We start from the raw sequence: 18,889 nt of genomic DNA on the forward strand, positions 1-18,889 counted from the left end.
TGAAGAACAGAATTATAAACATGAAAATGTCAACTTTGTAGACCTAACTCAGTACCCATGCTGCAAGAAACCCAATATCTACCGCGAAGCCTTACATTATGACAAAACAAAGAATAGAAAACTTAGTAGTTATAGGCTCAGGACCAGCAGGCTATACTGCCGCTATCTATGCAGGACGTGCGAACCTCAAACCAGTAGTCTTTGAAGGTTATCAAATAGGAGGTGTACCAGGCGGTCAACTAATGACAACGACTGAAGTAGAGAACTTTCCTGGCTTTCCCGAAGGTATTACCGGACCGCAATTAATGGAACGGATGAAAAATCAAGCAGTTCGCTGGGGAACAGAACTATACACCGAAGATGTTACTTTTGTAGACCTAACTCAGTACCCATTTACTATTAAGTCAGAAGAACGAGAAATTAAGACTTATAGCATCATCATTGCTACTGGGGCAACTGCCAAAAAACTCAAACTACCTAGTGAAGAAAAATTTTGGAATAGTGGTATTTCTGCTTGTGCTGTCTGCGATGGAGCTAACCCTGCTTTTAAAGGAGTGGAATTAGCAGTTATTGGAGGTGGGGATACTGCAGTGGAGGAGTCTCTTTATTTAACTAAGTATGGTTCTCATATTCATTTATTGGTACGTCGAGACCAGATGCGGGCGAGTAAGACTATGCAGCAGAGAGTGTTAGAAAATCCGAAAATTACTGTTCATTGGCAAAGTGAAGTTATAGATGTATATGGTAATGGTGTGTTGGAAGGTGTGAAACTGAGAAATAATCAAACTGGTATACAGCAGGACTTAGCAGTGGGTGGTTTGTTTTATGCTATTGGTCATACCCCAAATACTCAAGTTTTTCAAGGACAGTTGGATTTGGATGAGAAGGGTTATGTGCTTACTCGAGATATGGTTAAAACTAGCGTTGAAGGTGTTTATGCTGTGGGTGATGTCCAAGATAGTGAGTTTCGTCAGGCAATAACTGCTGCTGGTAGTGGTTGTATAGGGGCAATGTTGGTAGAGAGATGGTTGTCAGAAAGAGGTTTGGTACAGGAGTTTGCTCAGGAAAAAGCAACTAAGAAGTCGGATGAGGAGATAGTTGTTGATACTTTTGAGAGTTTTGATCGGGATGCTACTCACCATTTAGGTGGTTATGCTTTGCGGAAACTTTACCACCAGAGCGATCGCCTAATTATAGTTAAGTATTCTGCCCCTACCTGTGCTCCATGTCATACTTTGAAGCCTATTTTGGAGAAGGTCTTACAAGAGTTTGAGGGAAAAGTTCATTATGTAGAGATTGATATTGAGCAAGATCCAGAAATTGCTCAGAATGCAGGGGTAATGTCTACACCAACAATTCAGTTTTTTAAGAATAAGGGTTTGGTCGAGCAATTGAAAGGTGTGAAGCGTAAGAATGAATATCGGCAAGTTATTCAAAATAATATATAGCAATCATATTTCAGCTGTAGGATTTTAGTGGTAACTAGGAGTCAGAAGCCAGGAGTCAGGAAGGAAGAGGGTAGAAAGAAAAAGCAAGAAAAGGATAAAGTTTTTTGGTCGCGTAAGCGGAACACAGTTCTATCATTAATTATCCAGACATGATATTATTCCATGCAGCTTTATTTTAATTTGGTATCAAACTATAGAACCCCTAAACGGATCTATATAAGCATCTCCTCCACGCATAGGGAGTAGGGAGTAGGCAGCTTTGCTGTAGGGGGAAAGAATTGATGAATAACAGTGCAATAAAAGAGCATGATTTTTGATTGTTGGAGATATCTATCTATAGTAATTAAATATCAATATCCTCAGTTATTGGCCTAAAAACCCAACATTAGCTAATATTCCAAATGGCTTCTATAAATTATAGATATAGTTGTTTTAAATAAGAATGAGACACTTTTTCGGCTGAAACCGTTTCACAGCAAGAAATTATCGTCTCAACCTAAACTAAAATGACTATAACTGAAACCTATTAAATAATTAGGGCTTGCTGAATAAAGTCTGTTGGTAGAGGTAGGAGTCAACCCACCCCTAACCCATCCCAGGAGGCCAGGGCTGTTTCAAAGTCAAATAAATAATCGATATTTGGAGAATTGGGGGCATAATTACCGGAATTTGGGGAAAAGTTACGAAAAACGGGCGATTTTTCGGGGTGGAGGTAGGGAAAAGCTCCCAAAGAATCTAGGTCTTATCAACGGAATTTCTGAAAAATCAATTTTGATAAATTTGGGGAAAATCTAGGGTAAAGGGTGGAAAATTCTCCCCTGCTCCCTGCTCCCCCTCTGCCTTAAGCAAGAATGAAACAGCCCTGCTCCCAGGAGGGGAAGACAGAAGTCAAGAGGAATGGGAATTATAGAAGAGGTAGTCAGAAGAATCGTCCCAAGATTGTTCTTCACCTAATCTTGCCCAAAATACGCTCATTCTGAACCATCACCACCTAAAAGATCATGTATGTTAGCATTTTGAGCAGACAAGGACAGAAAATCAGGAGAGAATTTTGTTCCTCCTACCTTCTCTATAATTCACACTTCTCCTAAGTAGCCCTGTAAAAATAAGTTGTACAAATTTTATCTGAAATAGATTGTGAAATCTAGCTTCCATCAAAAAAACTGTTCAGGTTATTCTTACACGGCTCCTAACTCCTACGCCCACCAAAAGACTTTTTCAGCAAACCCTAATTAGTTAAAAGAACTCGCTTCTGCTTGATAAGCTTCTGCTGATAATACTCGCCAATTGGCATCACCTGTTAATTCTAAAACTTGTTGATGATATTTCAACAAACTTAAACGATGTCCTACGCTCACAAATGTTGTTTTAGTTGCTTGTAATTTTTGATAAAGCTCTGCTTCATTTTGTAGGTCTAAGGCACTGGTAGCTTCATCTAAAATTGCATAGTTAGGCTTAATTAATAATAGTCTTGCAAAAGCTAAACGTTGTTGTTCTCCCAAAGATAAAACATTTTCCCATGGTAACTCTACATCAAAACCATCTAATCTATCTGGTAAATCTTCTAAGTTAACCAACTTCAAAATTTTTCTTAATTCATATTCATTAAACTCTTGGTTAACTTGAGGGTATAACAACTGTTCTCGTAAACTTCCTAAAATCATATAAGGGCGCTGAGGTAGAAATAACATTTTCTCTAAATTAGGACGTACTAAACGACCTGTACCCGATGTCCATAGACCTGCTATTGCTCTTAATAAAGAACTTTTACCTGCTCCACTTTTTCCAACAATTAATAATCCTTGACCTGAATTTACTGCTACTGATAAATTTTCTACCAAAGTCTTTTGACTTTCATTAATTTCTTCGTGGTTTAAAGGGGTATTTAAAGTAATATTTTCTAAGGCTAATCTAGAACTTTCTGTGATGTCAATTTTCCTAGTTCCTTCTTCTGATACTTTTGTTGTCTCTTCTAATGTTTCTCTAAATTTATCCAAACGATTAATACCAGCTGCAAAATTAGTTAAGTTGTCGATTTGACTAACTACTAGAGAAAAAGCTCCTAAAACCTGACTAAAAGCAAAACCTGCTTGACTAATATCTCCAAATTTAATGTCACCTGCAAAGTAAATAGGAGCCATAATTAAAGAGGGTAAAATAATTACTGCATATCGATAACCTGTGGTAAAGTAATCTACATTTCTTTGCCAGCCAATCAGTAAATTAAAATTATTAAAAACCTGAGTAAATCTTTGTCTAATTTGAGATAACTCTTGCTCTTCTCCTCGGTAAAAAGCAATTGATTCGGCATGGTCACGGATATGAACTAATCCATAACGAAAGTCTGCTTCTCGTTTCAATTGGTAGAAATTTAAAGGAATCAATTTTCTACCAAAAATTACTGCTACTAATGTTCCTGCTACAGCATAAATAATGAGAAAAATTGACAATGGTATTGATATTGACCATAGAATTCCTGTGAAGGAAATAACGTCAATTATTGAGTTGAGAATTGTGAGGAGAAAAAATAAACTTTGGTTAGTGAAAGATTTAATATCCTCTGCAATTCTTTGGTCTGGATTATCGATTGTGCCTTTTGAGTCTATTTCATAATATGACCTATTTTTTAAGTAGTCATCTAGAAACTTATTTGTCATCCACTCTCGCCAGTAGAGTCCTAGTTTTTGTCTTGTATATGCGTAAATAACAACTATCGGAGTACCAACAATAAAAACCCCAGCATAAACATATAAGAACCGCCAAAATGTAGGCTGGTCTTTTTCAGATAATGCAGTTGTAAAAAAGTTACCTACATAGCTAATAATTACATTTAACCCACTAACTGATAGAGATAATAATAATAACAAACTTAATAATGCCCAAGGTTGCCAACGTGGGATAAGTTGTCTTTTATAGTACCAAAAACCAATGGCAGGAACTACAATCATTAAAGCAATAACAAATATCCAGTGTGAATTAATAATATTTTGAATTGTATCGACTAAACCAGGAGCAATATTATTAAATGACTCGCCAAATATAGCTTCACTAACTATGCAAATTAAACTAACAACTAAGAAAACAGCAGCAAATAAAAATATCAAAAGCAGAAATAATAACCCTAAAAATACTTTGCTTCCTCCAGGTTCTAGTGGGTAAAAATATGGTTGAGCAATCTGCAAAAAACTATTCCAAAGTTTACTGTTAAATTTATTCATTCTTGATTTTCTAAAAGTTAACTAATATTAATCATAACCTATGATTTTTCATCTGTAAATATACGGTAATTATGCATATAAAAAAACATGGCGATTGAGGATTTTAACTATGTCCATCTATAGCTAATTCAAGCTACTGATATTTACTTAAAACCTGATAAATCTTTTTAACTTGCTTCAATATAGGGAAGAAATAAAAACCAACATAAAATTTAGACTTGCCTTGTGCAGGATGGCAAAAATAAATAACCAGTTACAAAATTATCAAACTAATTACAAATTAATACTTTTGACTGTCAGATGTTAAAAGTAAGATTTAATAGGCAGAAAATTTTGATGTTTCAATAGTTTCAACGGATTTGACATTATGACTTTGAAACTATTTATGACATCCTTAAAGTGAAATAGTATGACTTTTAACTTCCGCGTAGCGACACTAGATATTTATTCCTTAGATTTTTGGTTGAACTTCCTCTCTATAGAACCCACTTGGTATCTTAATAAATATTAAATTTTTTTAGCAAAGAGACAGGAGATAGGAGGGAAGATGTAGAGAGAAATAATACAAAAAATTCAAAACTCCTTATAGCTGATTTTTCCTCAAAATTGAGTTGCTAAAAGACTTAACTATTATAATTGTATAAAACTCAAATAGGTTCCATAAAAAAATTAATAGAAAAAGGTTTAAATATTCTTCTACATTGACAACTGATAACTATTAACGCAGTTACTCCGGAGGAGGATAACTGAAATAACCTTCTTTGAATTTTCTCTAGAAATAGCTAGTTAATTTAAAGACTGAAATACCTGAGTGACATACTCCCACGCCAACCTTAAGGTATGGCGTGGGCTTCTCGTTTCCCAGTCCCGGTACCCCGTCGGACTCCACGAGCTTTAAGGACGGAATGCCCTACCGCCCTATTTTTGATATTTATTGCTGCATTCCAGTCGCGGTCTATGACAACACCGCAATGCGGACAAGAATGAGTTCGTATGTTTAATTCCTTGGGGACTTTTCCACCGCAATTCGAGCAATCTTGGCTGGTATTTTGAGGATTCACTCCTATAGTTTTCTGTCCAGTATTTGCCTCCTGCGGAGGAGCTGCGCTAACGGCTTTGACAGTTAAAATAGTTAGAAATTGTCCCCATCCAGCATCATTAATTGATTTACTTAATCGGGTTTTTGCTAGTCCTTTAATATTTAAGTTTTCATGGGCAATAACATCCGCTTTTGATAACAATTCATTGGCTGTTTTAAAGTGGAAATCTTTACGTTTATCGGCGACCTTTTTATGTTGTTTAGCAACAGCTTTAACAGCTTTTAACCATCTTTTACTACCTTTCTTTTTACGAGATAAACGTTTTTGTAGAGTTTTTAATCGCTGCTGAGATGAGCGATAGTATTGAGGGATGGGGATAGACTCTCCTTCACTTGTTACTAAGAATTCCTTTAGCCCCATATCGATTCCCAGAGTGTTTTTTAATGTAGGTTCAACTTCAGTTGTTAAAGCTGGTACTGATTTGTCTTCTAGGGATAAAGTAATATAATAACCATCCGCTTTACGACTAATTGTCACTGTTTTAATTTGAAAACTATCAGGTAACGGTCGATGTTTAATCAACTTTATATTGCCTATTTTGGGCAAATTAATTTGATTTCCTTCAATGCAGTTAAGTTTAATTTGAGTATAAGTAAAACTACGATAACCTCCTTTTCCTTTGAACCTTGGCTTTCCTAATTTCTGTCCATTTTTGTCTGCTTTAAACCATCTATCAAAGGCAAGTTTTACCCGTTTTATGCAATCCTGCAGGACCTGAGAGTGAATTAGCTTGTATTCCGGAAACTTGTCTTTGGTATTGACCAAATCTCGTTTTTGAGAGTAATAATTTGGATTATCTCTGAGTTGAGGAATTGGCATGACTAAGGGGCAAGCGTTAACTGGACAACGGTTTTCTGACCACCATGAGAACCGCTCGCCTAACCGATAATTGTACTGCCAACGCAACAATTCCAGCCACAATTCTATGGTGTCTATTTGTTCTTTGTTTGGCCTTAATTTATATTGGTAGGCAGTGCGCATGGTGGAAAATTTCCGGGGTTATAGGCAACATGATAATACAAGTTTTTCAACTAGGGCGAAAGCTTCTGCTGGGATGTTGGAAAATTGAATGGGCATCGAACCTATTCAATTTGCCGCCGATTCATCTCACGCCATATTTGAGAAATTGGCGTGAGATGAATCGGCGATGTAGCTAAAATAGGACCTCTATCAAACATATCGTTATAGACACTTTTTACCAAAGTATCAGGATTAGTAACTATATCCCAGCTATTAAAACGTTTGAACCTTCCCAGATAAATACCAATAGCAGAAAGACAATGAATAATCAACTCTATTCCCAGAATAAAATTACTCCAACCTTGCCGCTGTAAATAGTAGCCCAAATTAATTAAAGAAAGAACATAAGCTTCAAACCCAATAAACATAAATAACAAATATTGGGGAACTACTACTAAAGTCAAAACCCATACAGAATTACTTTGACGAATATCTTGATAAAGATGAATAATATCTGTTAATACATAAGGAGCATTAGGTAAAAAAGCTATAAAAATTAAACAACCAAAGCACCACAGTAAAGAAAAATTATGGGGACTATGAAATAGACACATACCTAAAATTATTAATACTAAAGTAATAGTGATCGCCACCTCAATATTCAATTTATTACCATAGGCCACAACTCTGTTTATATTTGGCAATAAACTAGCGCCCAGTAGTAACAAAACTCCCCATAGTATAAAAATGGAGCGAGGTTTGGAAAACAACCAAAAACTCATGGCCAAAGAAAATAAAGCTAAAAATAGATTCCAAGACATGAATCTGCTATTACCTTGTATAAATTGCCAGGCGGTATTTATTACATAGATTATTTCAGCTTTCATTTATAACTAAATAAATTTATATATAAGTTTCTACAATCCTAACTAAGATGAAATTAAGATTTTCAGGTATTCTCCAATTAGGTTCCACTGATATTCCATACCAATACTTATTATTATAAATTATCGCTAATATATCCACTAGAAACTGGCATTCAATAATGGATAATTGATAATGGATAATGGATAATTACTTCTCCCTAAAAGGAAGAGGATTTAATAAAAGGAAAATTTTTTCTTCTCTTGGTCTCATTGATATGGTGAGGAGACCTCGCCATCCCTTGACCGCTTGTTTCTCGTTTAAAGGAGAGGCTTTAAACCTTAATTATTCGGTAACATTGTCCAGTAATCAAGTTAATAATAACTAAAAATTTTCATAAAAATTATTTTATTCAAGAACAACTAATATCGGTATAAAACATAGATAATGAGTACAAAAATCAAAAAAAATAATTCTCTTCTAGAGCAATTACAAAATAAAATTTATAATTACCGTAATCATGTCGATTATCTAGAAATTCGCTTAGAACAAAGTGAATCAACTGCTATTTCATTTTATGGGCTACAATTAAATACAATTAATACTCATTTTTCTCTTACCGGAAGTATTCGCGCTTGCTACAAAGGAGGCTGGAGTTTCATTACTTTCAACAATATTTCAGAACTATCAAATAGAATCGAAGAAGCAATTTCTCACGCCTATTTAGTAGGAAAAAAAACTACTCAATTATCTCCCATTGAAGCTATTCAAGATTACGTAGCAGTCAAATTTGGTCGCGACCCCCGTGACATATCTTTATCAGAAAAACGACGATTAATTGAAACCTACAATCAGTTATTGCTAGATTTCAATCCTCAAATTCAAGCCACAAATGTTAGTTATAGCGATCGCTTTGTCATTACTTATTTTGTGAATTCTATTGGCAGTTGCATAGCACAGGAACGCCTAGATATCAATGGCAAATTTAGAGCCATTACTCGTGGAGTAGGCAGTATAGTTAAACAGGGCATCAATACTATCAGTTCTAGTACAAATTATAACACTCTCTGCGACATTGACAAACAAGTTATCAGAGCAGCAGAACAGGCCATCCGTCAACTAGAAGCAAAACCCGTTAAAGGTGGACAATATACTGTATTGTTAGATCCTCATCTGGCAGGTGTATTTATTCACGAAGCTTTTGGCCATCTTTCTGAAGCAGACTCTATTTATGAGAACCCCCAGATGGAAGAGCTACTGAAGTTAGGTAAACCAATAGGTACAGAAAAGTTGAATGTAGTAGATGATGCCACTATTGATGGTTTAAGTGGTTCTATCAAATATGATGATGAAGGTGTTCCTGGACAACGTAAATATTTAATTAAAAATGGAGTATTAACAACTCATCTGCATAATCGAGAAACTTCTGGAAAAATGAGAGAAACACCTACAGGAAATGCTAGAGCTATAAATGCAATGTATCCACCTATTGTCAGAATGACCAATACAGCTATTGAAGCAGGCGATCGCTCTGTTGAGGAAATGATTAAAGATATCGATCGAGGGGTTTATGCCATAGGCAGTCTAGGTGGCCAGACTAATGGAGAAATGTTTACATTTACTGCAGCAGAAGGTTATATGATTCGTAATGGAAAGATTGCTGAAGCTGTCAGTAATGTTACTTTGACAGGGAATGTATTTCAAACTCTCAAAGATATTGAAGCGATCGGTAATGATTTTACTTACAGTAGTGGTAGTTGTGGTAAGGCAGGTCAAGCACCTTTGCCTGTAAGTATTGGCAGTCCTCACTTGATGATTAAAAATGTAGTAGTTGGAGGACATTAGTCAGAAGTCAAAAATCAGAAGTCAAAAGTTATATTTTAGGTTATTAAAACCTCTACTCTACAGTAATTTTAGCTTCTTGTTTGACTTTATCAGTTACCAACCTACATTTCGCACCACAAAACGTAGCATAAAAGTCAAAAGTTAGAAGAAAATTATGGTGGTTAATAGAAGTTAACTATTCTAGGGTTTGCTCAAAAAGTCTTTTTGCGCTCGGCAGGGAGTAGGGAGTAGGGAGTAGGGAGTAGCTAAGAATCAAGAGTTGGAGGGAGTTGTAGAGGAGGTAGTCAGAAAAATTATCCCTTGCCAACTCTGCCCAACTATACGCCAGAATACTCACTTTTGAGCTTTATAAGGCGAAAATCAGGTATTTCTGATCTAAAAAGGCTAAAACCAATATCAGTAAAGACTTTGATATTTAATCAGCAAACCCTATTCTATAAGTATTTATGCTTAACATTTCACTGAGAATTTAACTCCCGATCAAGGTAAGTGAAGATAAATTATACAGTATAAGTACTTATACTGTACAAATACTTAAGCAATCTACGGATTTTATACTAATTTTTATGTTACAAATTGAAGTGCGGAATTTGGGTTACCGACGATTTGTGACATTTTTTAAGTGAACTGGTATCAGATAAAATTGCTATAATACCCAAAAGTTATGACCTACGACTTATGACTTAAAACCTAATTCTGTGCAGCCTCACATAAAATTGGTATTAGCTTTCTACAACAGAAGTAAATTCACCTTTAATGTAGCGCAATATAAAATCAATTGTTTCTTGCCTCAGCCATCCTTTCTGCACCGCAACTTCTCCAAAACGTAAATTTGTTTGACTCTGCTCTACCAAGATAGAATATATTTGTAGGTCGTTCAATAATTTTGCTGATTTTACATACTCATCAACTGTTTTTTTCTGATTATCCTTCATTAGTTTAGGAAAGATGTCTACAAAGAAATCTATAGTTTCTTGATTAGTTATTCTCCACATGGCAGCAATTTCTCCAAATCGTAAATGACAATTACTACGTTGATATTGCAAAATTTCTTCTACTTGATTTCCTGTGATTAAACCAGCTTGTTGTAATAACTGTCCTATGGGTTTTGATAGTTCTTGTTTTTGAGAATATTTATTTGTACTCTGCTTTTCCATATAACTTTAAATTATTTTTAAATTAATAACTTTAATTCTTAGGCGTTGCTGATTCTGGGTATGATTTGATAATTTTATATTTTTGATTTTGTATTTTGGATGGTTTGAACTACGTTGTTAATATTAACTGTTCCCTTTTCCCTGTTCCCTATAAACCTACTTTCAAATTCAGCAATGCTAATTCTTATTATCTAATACATTTTAGCAGCTACCACAGCTACAAAAAAATTATCTCTAAATTTTACCTAGCTTGGCTCATTATTTAGGGTTTGCGCTCATAAAGTCTTTTTGCTGGGTTAGGGAGTAGTTAGAACCTAGAATAAAGGGAATCACAGAGTCAGTGACCAACACAATAGTCAGAGTGATTTTTCGGCTGCGTGCGACCCAAAAATCCTCACTTTTTTAATAATCCCTTGCTAAAAAACTCATACTTTTTCCAGACATAAATTGCCTAAAACAAATATCAGTCAATGCACACGATCTTTAATCAGCAAGGCCTATTTATTTTACTTACTAGATAACAAATTTAACAGGAATAAACATCTAACATTATTGATTCAATAATTTATAATTACCTCTCCTTGAAAATAAGAGGATTGACTAATCATGAAAATTTTTATTTACTATCCCCTTAAAAGGAGAGGCTTTAAACCACAATTTTTCAGTAACACAAAAATATAAATATATATGTAGGTATAAAAATCAAGATTATGTGACAAATTTGCTGTATTTTACTGTTATTATGTATTTTTGATAGAGTTAATCAAGTTTATTTTTTATTCAATTATAATAACTGCTAAATTTGCGTATTTTTCACTATTTTCTTTTTTCATCAACTCATCAATATTGATTACAATATCATCTTGTCAAACAAATATAGTAAGCATTTCATGCGGAATGCTACGTAAACAGCTATTAGTACTCAGAAATCAGCTTTTTTTGTGAAGGAATTAAACAGATTTATTATCGATAGTTAAGGCTTTTATTGTTGCTTTAACTAGCTATCAGCGCTTCAGCATTTGAGCTTTTTGCTTTTTGACCTTTGCTTTATACCCCGGCAACCCCAAGCACCTGCCAGTCTGGGAGAAGTTGCTCATCTCCTCCTCAAAGTCAAAAAAAGTCCTAATGCTGAGTGCTATTTCAAGCATACTTACAGCAGTTTTGGAGTTGATGAGGTACAAAATTTTAGGACTTTAGGGAGTAGGCAGTAGGGAGTAGGCAGTAGGGAAAAAAAGATTAATTTTCAAACTGTACCTCACTATCCGCGCAAAGTGCTGTAAGTAAGAATTTTAGTATTTTAACTTAACTTCCCGGAGATAAACAAGCTAATAGCTGAAGTCCGCAGTTGCGACCTTATGAAGCGAACTGACGGCTGGTAAGCTCCACATTTCGCAGGAAATGCTTACCAAAAATATTAACTAGCTATTAGCTTTTCCTTACGAAATGCTTCCCTACGGGATGCTACGCAAACGCAAACAGCATTTAGCTATCAGCTAAAAATTCAAGGGTTTAAGCCCCCCACGCTTATTTGAAAAAGTGCGTGGTAAGCATTTTATGGGCGTTCAGGCCCCCATTGCACTATGAGAAGCTGATAGCTGACCACTGACTGCTATTTCAAATAAATTATGACATATCAAACAATAACAAAATATAACTATGAGATTATTTATTACTCAACCTACAGTACATATTAAACTAAATAATTTTCAGGAAATTGAGTATGAAGTTAACATTTATTTTGAGTAACAGTACTTAATCTCAGACATTTCAAAATTCATATTTTTTTATTTTTCAAAAAAAAATAAGTGTATTTGAAGGTCAAAAACTTGAGAAAAAAGGGGTTATAGATGCTTTAGTTAACCATAAAGTCATAGGTTTAACTATGTTTCATCCTTCTTAATCTGTGCTATGGTATATGAAAAATAATTTATATATCCTGATGGACAGTACCCAACTGTAAACTTCTATTGATTTGACATCAATCTAGAAAGGCTATGAGGACTATTGACAGAAGTTATGATATTTCTACTTTCATGAAATATAATTCTATGAGTCCGCTAATTTACTTAATTTATATCTAGAAAGTGGCAAAAAAATTAAGGTGGGATTATCATTAATTTATAGATGAAGTCTTGATTAGTAGCACAAAATTATAGTACAGATTAAAAGGAGATATAATTCGGGGGGTGATGAATAAAGAAAATCAAACTGTACCTACTAAAGGATCGATACAGCCAAGATTCAGTAGACAAAAAAATTCACCATAAAAGTCATAACTTAACTTATTGACTTATATCAATGGACAATAAAAAAATAAATCAACAAAAATTGATTTATTAACAACAAATGGGGTGCAGTCAGACAAAAAAATCTAGCTCTAGCTAGAAAGACAAAAAGTCAAATAAAATGTTCTCAAAAAACATACTATGTACTGGCCTCAAATGTTTTGTATCCTACTCTCTTAAATATAAAAAAACAAGGGAGAATTATAACTTTAAATTGAAGTAATAAGAAGGCCAAAAAAATGTCAAAAGAAATCTTGATTACCAGAGGGCAGGTAGTAATAGTTGATGAAGAAGACTACGAGGAATTATCAAAACATAAATGGTATTTGATAGATGGGTTTGCTGCCAGAACAATTAAGAAAGATGGCAAAAGAACCACCGTTTATATGCACAGAGTGATTATGGATGCTCCTATAGGTGTATCCGTCTATCATAATAACCACAACAAGCTAGATAATCGACGAGAGAACTTACGGCTAGTCAAAGGAAGTGCGCGAATGCACAGGAGACCAAGCGTCAAACACTCATCTAAATATCGGGGAGTCTACTGGTGTAAGGACAAACGAAAATGGATTGCTGAAATCAAAGTATACAAAAAACAAATACGCTTAGGCCGCTTTGATGTAGAAAAAGATGCTGCCGTTGCTTATGACGAAGCAGCAAGAAAATATTACGGTTCCTTAGCAAGAACAAATTTTACCATGAATAATGTAGAAGTAGTAGAAGATCCCCTAATGTAAGTTCAGAAAGATTATTGATATGATGCAGTATCGACGCTTCGGGCGAACAGAATTACCAATGCCAGTATTTTCCTGTGGTGGAATGAGGTATCAATATAAATGGCAAGATGTTCCCAAAAATCAAATCCCACCAAATAATCAACAAAACCTAGAAAATACAATTCGTTGCTCCCTAGAATGCGGCATTAACCACATAGAAACTGCTCGTGGTTATGGTACATCTGAGATGCAGCTTGGAGAAATTTTATCCAAGTTACCAAGGGAAAAACTGATTGTCCAGACAAAAGTTAGCCCAAGCGCCGATCCTCAAGAATTCCAAAGTAAGTTACAGCAGTCCCTCGAATTTTTGCAACTAGAATATATTGATTTGCTGGGCATACACGGAATTAACACATTAGAAATACTCCATCACTCAATTAGGCCAGGAGGTTGTCTGGATGTGGCAAGAAAATTCCACATACAAGGCCAAGTCAGATTTATTGGTTTTTCTACTCACGGGCCTACTGATGTCATAGTTAAAACTATAGAAACAAATCAATTTGATTATGTTAACTTACACTGGTACTACATTAATCAAAATAATTGGCCAGCAATAGAGGCGGCTAATCGTTTTGATATGGGAGTATTTATTATTAGCCCCTCTGATAAAGGAGGTAAACTGTATCAACCACCACAGAAACTAGTCGATTTATGCTATCCACTCAGCCCGATGGTATTTAACGATCTATTTTGTTTGAGTCATCCTCAAGTGCATACATTGAGTTTAGGTGCATCACAACCAACAGATTTTGACGAACATCTCAAAACAATCGAATTGTTAGATAGAGCTGATGAAATATTACCATCAATATTAGCAAGACTAGAGCAAGAAGCAACCGCTAAACTAGGAGAAAATTGGTTCAAAACCTGGGACATTGGTTTGCCCTCTGTAGAAGAGACTCCTGGAAATATAAATATTCCTGTGATTTTATGGTTAAGAAATCTAGCGATCGCCTACGATATGGTCGAATACAGTAAAATGCGCTATAACTTATTGGGTAATGGCAGCCATTGGTTTCCTGGTGCAAATGCTGAAGAATCAGAAAAATATGACCTGAGTAAATGTCTTGCTAATAGTCCCCATGCCGAAAAAATTCCAGATATTCTTCAAGATGCTCATAAACTATTAGGAGGAAAGCCAGTGGAACGTTTATCTAAGAGTTAGTCTATTTATAGCAGTCTATTCAGGTTGTGAAGAAAAAATTTTCCTTTAAGTAGATCCTCTTCTTTTCAAGGAGAGGTGATTAGGGTTTGCTGAAAAAGTCTTTTTTAAGTAGTAGGGGAGTAGGGAAGAATTGTTTTGCCCAACTATTCGCTAAAGATGCGCTCCATGCATGAGCATGAAGAGCTGAAAACCACGTACTTTTTCAATACCTAAAAAGCCTAAAACCTTTATCTGGTAATTATTTGAGATTTAATCAGAAAACCCTAATTATTAATTATTAATTATTAATTATTAATTGTTGAATATATCCATGTATAATTAAAATTTGATATTCTCAAAAAAATCTATGTCGTATGAACATATTTTTAACAGTCAAGTAAAATGTTCAGAGGAATTAACCTCTAATGAAGCCATCTTTGCTATTGGTTTAATGGTAATGGCAGTTGATGGTGATATTGATATGAATGAAGTAGAAATTTTAGAGGGTTTTTTACTCAGAAAAGGATTCAATGCTAAAGAAGTTGATGCAGCTAGAGAAAAAGTTTTAAAAATTATTAGCACAGAAAAAAACGAAGCATTATTTTCTGCTGCCAAACAAGCACTTAAAAATGAAAAAGAAATAGAAAATGCTTTTGATTTAGCAGTAAAAATTGCAATAGCAGATGATAAAGTAACAGAAGAAGAAAATAGTTTTGTGATCGAGTTAGCCAATACTCTAAAAATTAGTCAAGAAAAAGTGAATAAAATAGTTGCAGATGCAACAAAGTACTATCGTAATTCTGAAAAATTAATAGAAAAAATTGACGAAATTTTATCACAATTACCTATAGGGTCTAAATACGAAGGCTATATTAATTCAACCATAGGTTTAAAGTCGCTAAATATAAAGATCCGTACCCCAGATAACGAGTTAGTCATACTTAATATTGATGAAACTCGAGATGAGGCTCAAGTAGAAATGGAATTGGAACCAGCTCCGCCTTGGATGCTCTAAATAGGGAGTAGGGAGTAGGGCGTAGGGGAGTAGGGGAGCAGGGGAGATAAAGACCCTCGAAATAAAAATCTATTGCACAGTTTTAGCTGTGTTAGTCTACTACCAATAACATTCCGTAAGTCCTAATTAATATTTATCCACTTGAAGATTTTAAATTTAATATTACTAAATTAATGCTCAAAAAAGAATTAAGAAGCTCCCTACTGAAAAAACGTCAGTCTATGTCAGAAACTGAATGGAGGGAAAAAAGCGATCGCCTTTGCCACCACTTACAAAATTTCTCCCTATTTCAAAAATCTCAAACTGTTTTAGCTTACTTTAGTTTCCGTCAAGAAGTAGACCTTAGTTTATTATTTACAAATAATAGAGAAAACCCAATAGTTTCTATTAAAAATTGGGGATTTCCAAGGTGTGTAAAAAAAAGTTTATTTTGGCATATTTGGCAACCAGGAAATTCTTTACAAAAAGGCAATTATGGTATTTTAGAACCAGAATCAAACGCACCATTATTACATTCATCAGAAGTAGATTTAATTTTAATTCCTGCTGTTGCTTGTGACCTAAATGGTTATCGTTTAGGCTATGGTGCTGGTTTTTATGACCGGATGTTAAGTGCTGAAGAATGGGCATCAAAACCTACTATTGGAATTGTGTTTGAATTTGCTTACTTACAACAGTTACCTATAGATCCTTGGGATAGACCTCTAACTGGCGTTTGTACAGAAAATGGTGTTATTTCAGTTATCAGTTAACAGTTATCAGTTATCAGTACCTTCGACTAAAGCTGGAGGCTTTAAATACTGAATTGAATATTTTTTCATCCCCTTAAAAGGGGAGGCTTTGGACCTCATTTTTTGGTAAAACAGATAATGTATAACAGGCAATAGACATCTCTATGGAGGAGTCAGGAGTTAAGAGGAAAAAAATAAGGAAGAGAAGAAGAACAAAGTTTTTGTTTGCTGGCGCACAACTTTCCTGACGGAATGCTACCGCAAACGTTAACGTGTAAGCGGAGCGGAGTTCTAGATAAGTCCAAGTAGTGTCATAATTAACTTATTTGCTCAATGACTATATGTTAGTTCCTAAATTGAAAATTTTCTCCTTCTTCTTTGTTGTTTGTTACTTCTTGGTAACTCCTACTTTAGCAATTCAGACAAAAGATGGTACAGTTCATTTTGCTCAACCACCTCGCTTAGTTAAGGCAGTCACTACCCGCAGTGAAACCTATGTTTGGAGTGCAACCTATTACTTTACTCTGAGTTTATTGCCTGATGCTGGAGTGCCACTAGAAGGAGTAAAAATTACCAAAACTGAAGGAGCTGGTAATATCCGATATAACCCAAAGAAAACTATTGCCTTTGAAGGAACTCATCACAAAAAAGGACAGCAACTGGTAGTTGAAGAAGTAGCAGTCGATCGGGAAACTAATACTGTGTCAGTAACCTTTGACCCTCCAGTACCCCCAGGCAAAACTTTTACTATCGGTTTGCGTCCAGTGCGGACTCCTAAGTATGGCGGTATATATTTATTTGGGGTTACAGCTTTTCCTATGGGAGAAAAATCATCTGGTCATTTTCTTGGCTATGGTAGACTTCATTTTTACGATAGCTCCAATAGTTATGATTGAAGTAGCACTCAGCTATCAGCTATCAGCTTCTCAAGGTTTATAATGGGGGATAATCAAGAGAAGTCGCTCCGCGTCTAAAAACCCCCATTAATATGCATAACTAATTTTTCAAATATAGTGGGGTACTTAAACCCTTGAATTTTTAGCTGACAGCTAAATGCTGTTTGCGGAGCATTCCGGAACGGAAAAGCTGATACCTAGTTAAAAGACATTATCAAAAAATATAGAAGAATAGTGAAAGCAGTTATTTTATTGTCAGGAGGATTAGATTCCTCAACAGTTTTGTACCAAGCAAAGGCAGATGGTTGTGAATGTTATGCTATTTCCTTTGACTACCAACAACGGCATCGTCGAGAGTTAGACTCAGCCAAAAAAATTGCTGAAAGTGTGGGTGTAGTAGAACATCATGTTGTTAGTTTTGACCTCAGACTATGGGGAGGATCGGCATTAACCGATCGTCAAATTGATTTACCAAGCGATCGCTCTGTTGAGGAAATGTCGCAAAACATTCCTATTACTTATGTTCCAGCGCGTAATACTATTTTTCTGAGTTTTGCCCTCGCTTATGCTGAAGTTGTCAATGCAGGTCGTGTCTATATTGGAGTAAATGCTTTAGACTATTCGGGTTATCCTGACTGTCGCCCAGACTATATTCAGGCAATGCAAGAAGTTTTTCGTCTGGGAACTAGACAAGGGAGAGAGGGAGAGGCGATCGCTATTGTTTCCCCACTTATTGATATGAAAAAGACCGAGATTATCCAATTAGGGAATAATTTAGGAGTACCTTGGGAAAAAACTTGGTCATGTTATGCAGGTGAAGAAAAACCTTGTGGTATATGTGATTCTTGTCAGTTGCGGTTAGCTGCTTTCCAGGAGTTGGGATTAAAAGATCCATTGTCTGATTAAAAATCTTTGTTCATAGCAGTACGCGCTGTTATGTTTACAAATTGCCGGAATGGCTAATTGCTGATTATCTATATCTAATCAGCTTTTTTTCTACTTCCTAAATGTAGCGCTATAGTTTCTGCTTCAGGGAGTTGGTAGTTTTGTTGCGAATATCGCAATAGAAATTTTTACTTAGGGCTTGCTGATAAAATCTTAAAGCCTTGACTGATATTGGTTTTAGCCTTTTCAGGTCTTGAAAAAGTGCCTGGTTTTCAGCTATTCATGCTCATGCATGGAGCGCATTTCTGGCGCATAGTTGGGCAAAAAAATTATCACCCTACTCCCCTACTCCCTACTCCCCCCCTCCCCTACTCCTTAAAAAAGACTTTTTCAGCAGACCCTACTTAGGGCTTGCTGATAAAATCTTAAAGCCTTGACTGATATTGGTTTTAGCCTTTTCAGGTCTTGAAAAAGTGCCTGGTTTTCAGCTATTCATGCTCATGCATGGAGCGCATTTCTGGCGCATAGTTGGGCAAAAAAATTATCACCCTACTCCCCTACT

The 18,889-nt window shown here is 35.3% G+C and carries 12 protein-coding genes; 8 read left to right on the forward strand and 4 right to left on the reverse strand.

Features of this window, described 5'->3' with window-relative positions:
* Positions 1-98: 98 nt before the first annotated feature.
* Entirely contained in the window at positions 99-1,448 is a 1,350-nt protein-coding gene (trxB, locus tag AC3DU7_RS06265; RefSeq protein WP_488038494.1) for a thioredoxin-disulfide reductase, read from the forward strand.
* Between the two features lie 1,232 nt (positions 1,449-2,680).
* Here trxB and AC3DU7_RS06270 read toward each other — a convergent pair.
* The 3 genes from AC3DU7_RS06270 to AC3DU7_RS06280 form a co-directional block, all read right to left on the reverse strand.
* A complete protein-coding gene (locus AC3DU7_RS06270; protein ID WP_488038495.1) occupies positions 2,681-4,666 on the reverse strand; it encodes an ABC transporter ATP-binding protein/permease in 1,986 nt (661 codons plus the stop codon).
* Between the two features lie 833 nt (positions 4,667-5,499).
* A complete protein-coding gene (locus AC3DU7_RS06275) occupies positions 5,500-6,747 on the reverse strand; it encodes an RNA-guided endonuclease InsQ/TnpB family protein (RefSeq protein WP_488038496.1) in 1,248 nt (415 codons plus the stop codon).
* Positions 6,748-6,848: 101 nt separating this feature from the next.
* Positions 6,849-7,613 carry a DUF1361 domain-containing protein gene (locus AC3DU7_RS06280; protein ID WP_488038497.1) on the reverse strand — a complete coding sequence of 255 codons (765 nt, stop codon included), beginning with the start codon at positions 7,611-7,613 and terminating at the stop codon, positions 6,849-6,851.
* Positions 7,614-8,037: 424 nt separating this feature from the next.
* Here AC3DU7_RS06280 and AC3DU7_RS06285 point away from each other — a divergent pair, with 424 nt between their 5' ends.
* Positions 8,038-9,435, forward strand: coding sequence for a TldD/PmbA family protein (locus AC3DU7_RS06285; RefSeq protein ID WP_488038498.1), 1,398 nt, complete (start codon positions 8,038-8,040; stop codon positions 9,433-9,435).
* Positions 9,436-10,157: 722 nt separating this feature from the next.
* Here AC3DU7_RS06285 and AC3DU7_RS06290 read toward each other — a convergent pair.
* Complete coding sequence (locus AC3DU7_RS06290; protein WP_488038499.1) at positions 10,158-10,592, reverse strand: hypothetical protein; 435 nt, start codon at positions 10,590-10,592, stop codon at positions 10,158-10,160.
* A gap of 2,524 nt (positions 10,593-13,116) precedes the next feature.
* On the opposite strand from AC3DU7_RS06290, the gene AC3DU7_RS06295 reads away from it, so the two are divergent.
* The 6 genes from AC3DU7_RS06295 to queC all read left to right on the forward strand — a co-directional run bounded on the left by AC3DU7_RS06295 (position 13,117) and on the right by queC (position 18,348).
* Positions 13,117-13,617, forward strand: coding sequence for an AP2 domain-containing protein (locus AC3DU7_RS06295; protein WP_488038500.1), 501 nt, complete (start codon positions 13,117-13,119; stop codon positions 13,615-13,617).
* A gap of 22 nt (positions 13,618-13,639) precedes the next feature.
* Positions 13,640-14,821: an aldo/keto reductase gene (locus tag AC3DU7_RS06300; protein ID WP_488038505.1), complete on the forward strand. Its 1,182-nt coding sequence runs from the start codon at positions 13,640-13,642 to the stop codon at positions 14,819-14,821.
* 346 nt (positions 14,822-15,167) lie between these two features.
* Positions 15,168-15,815, forward strand: coding sequence for a tellurite resistance TerB family protein (locus AC3DU7_RS06305; protein ID WP_488038501.1), 648 nt, complete (start codon positions 15,168-15,170; stop codon positions 15,813-15,815).
* Positions 15,816-15,988: 173 nt separating this feature from the next.
* Positions 15,989-16,567: a 5-formyltetrahydrofolate cyclo-ligase gene (locus AC3DU7_RS06310; RefSeq protein WP_488038502.1), complete on the forward strand. Its 579-nt coding sequence runs from the start codon at positions 15,989-15,991 to the stop codon at positions 16,565-16,567.
* A 320-nt stretch (positions 16,568-16,887) separates the two neighbouring features.
* A complete protein-coding gene (locus AC3DU7_RS06315) occupies positions 16,888-17,442 on the forward strand; it encodes a DUF2808 domain-containing protein (RefSeq protein ID WP_488038503.1) in 555 nt (184 codons plus the stop codon).
* Positions 17,443-17,676: 234 nt separating this feature from the next.
* Positions 17,677-18,348 carry a 7-cyano-7-deazaguanine synthase QueC gene (queC, locus tag AC3DU7_RS06320; protein ID WP_488038504.1) on the forward strand — a complete coding sequence of 224 codons (672 nt, stop codon included), beginning with the start codon at positions 17,677-17,679 and terminating at the stop codon, positions 18,346-18,348.
* The last annotated feature ends 541 nt before the right edge of the window (positions 18,349-18,889 follow it).

Source organism: Okeania sp. (assembly GCF_983059655.1).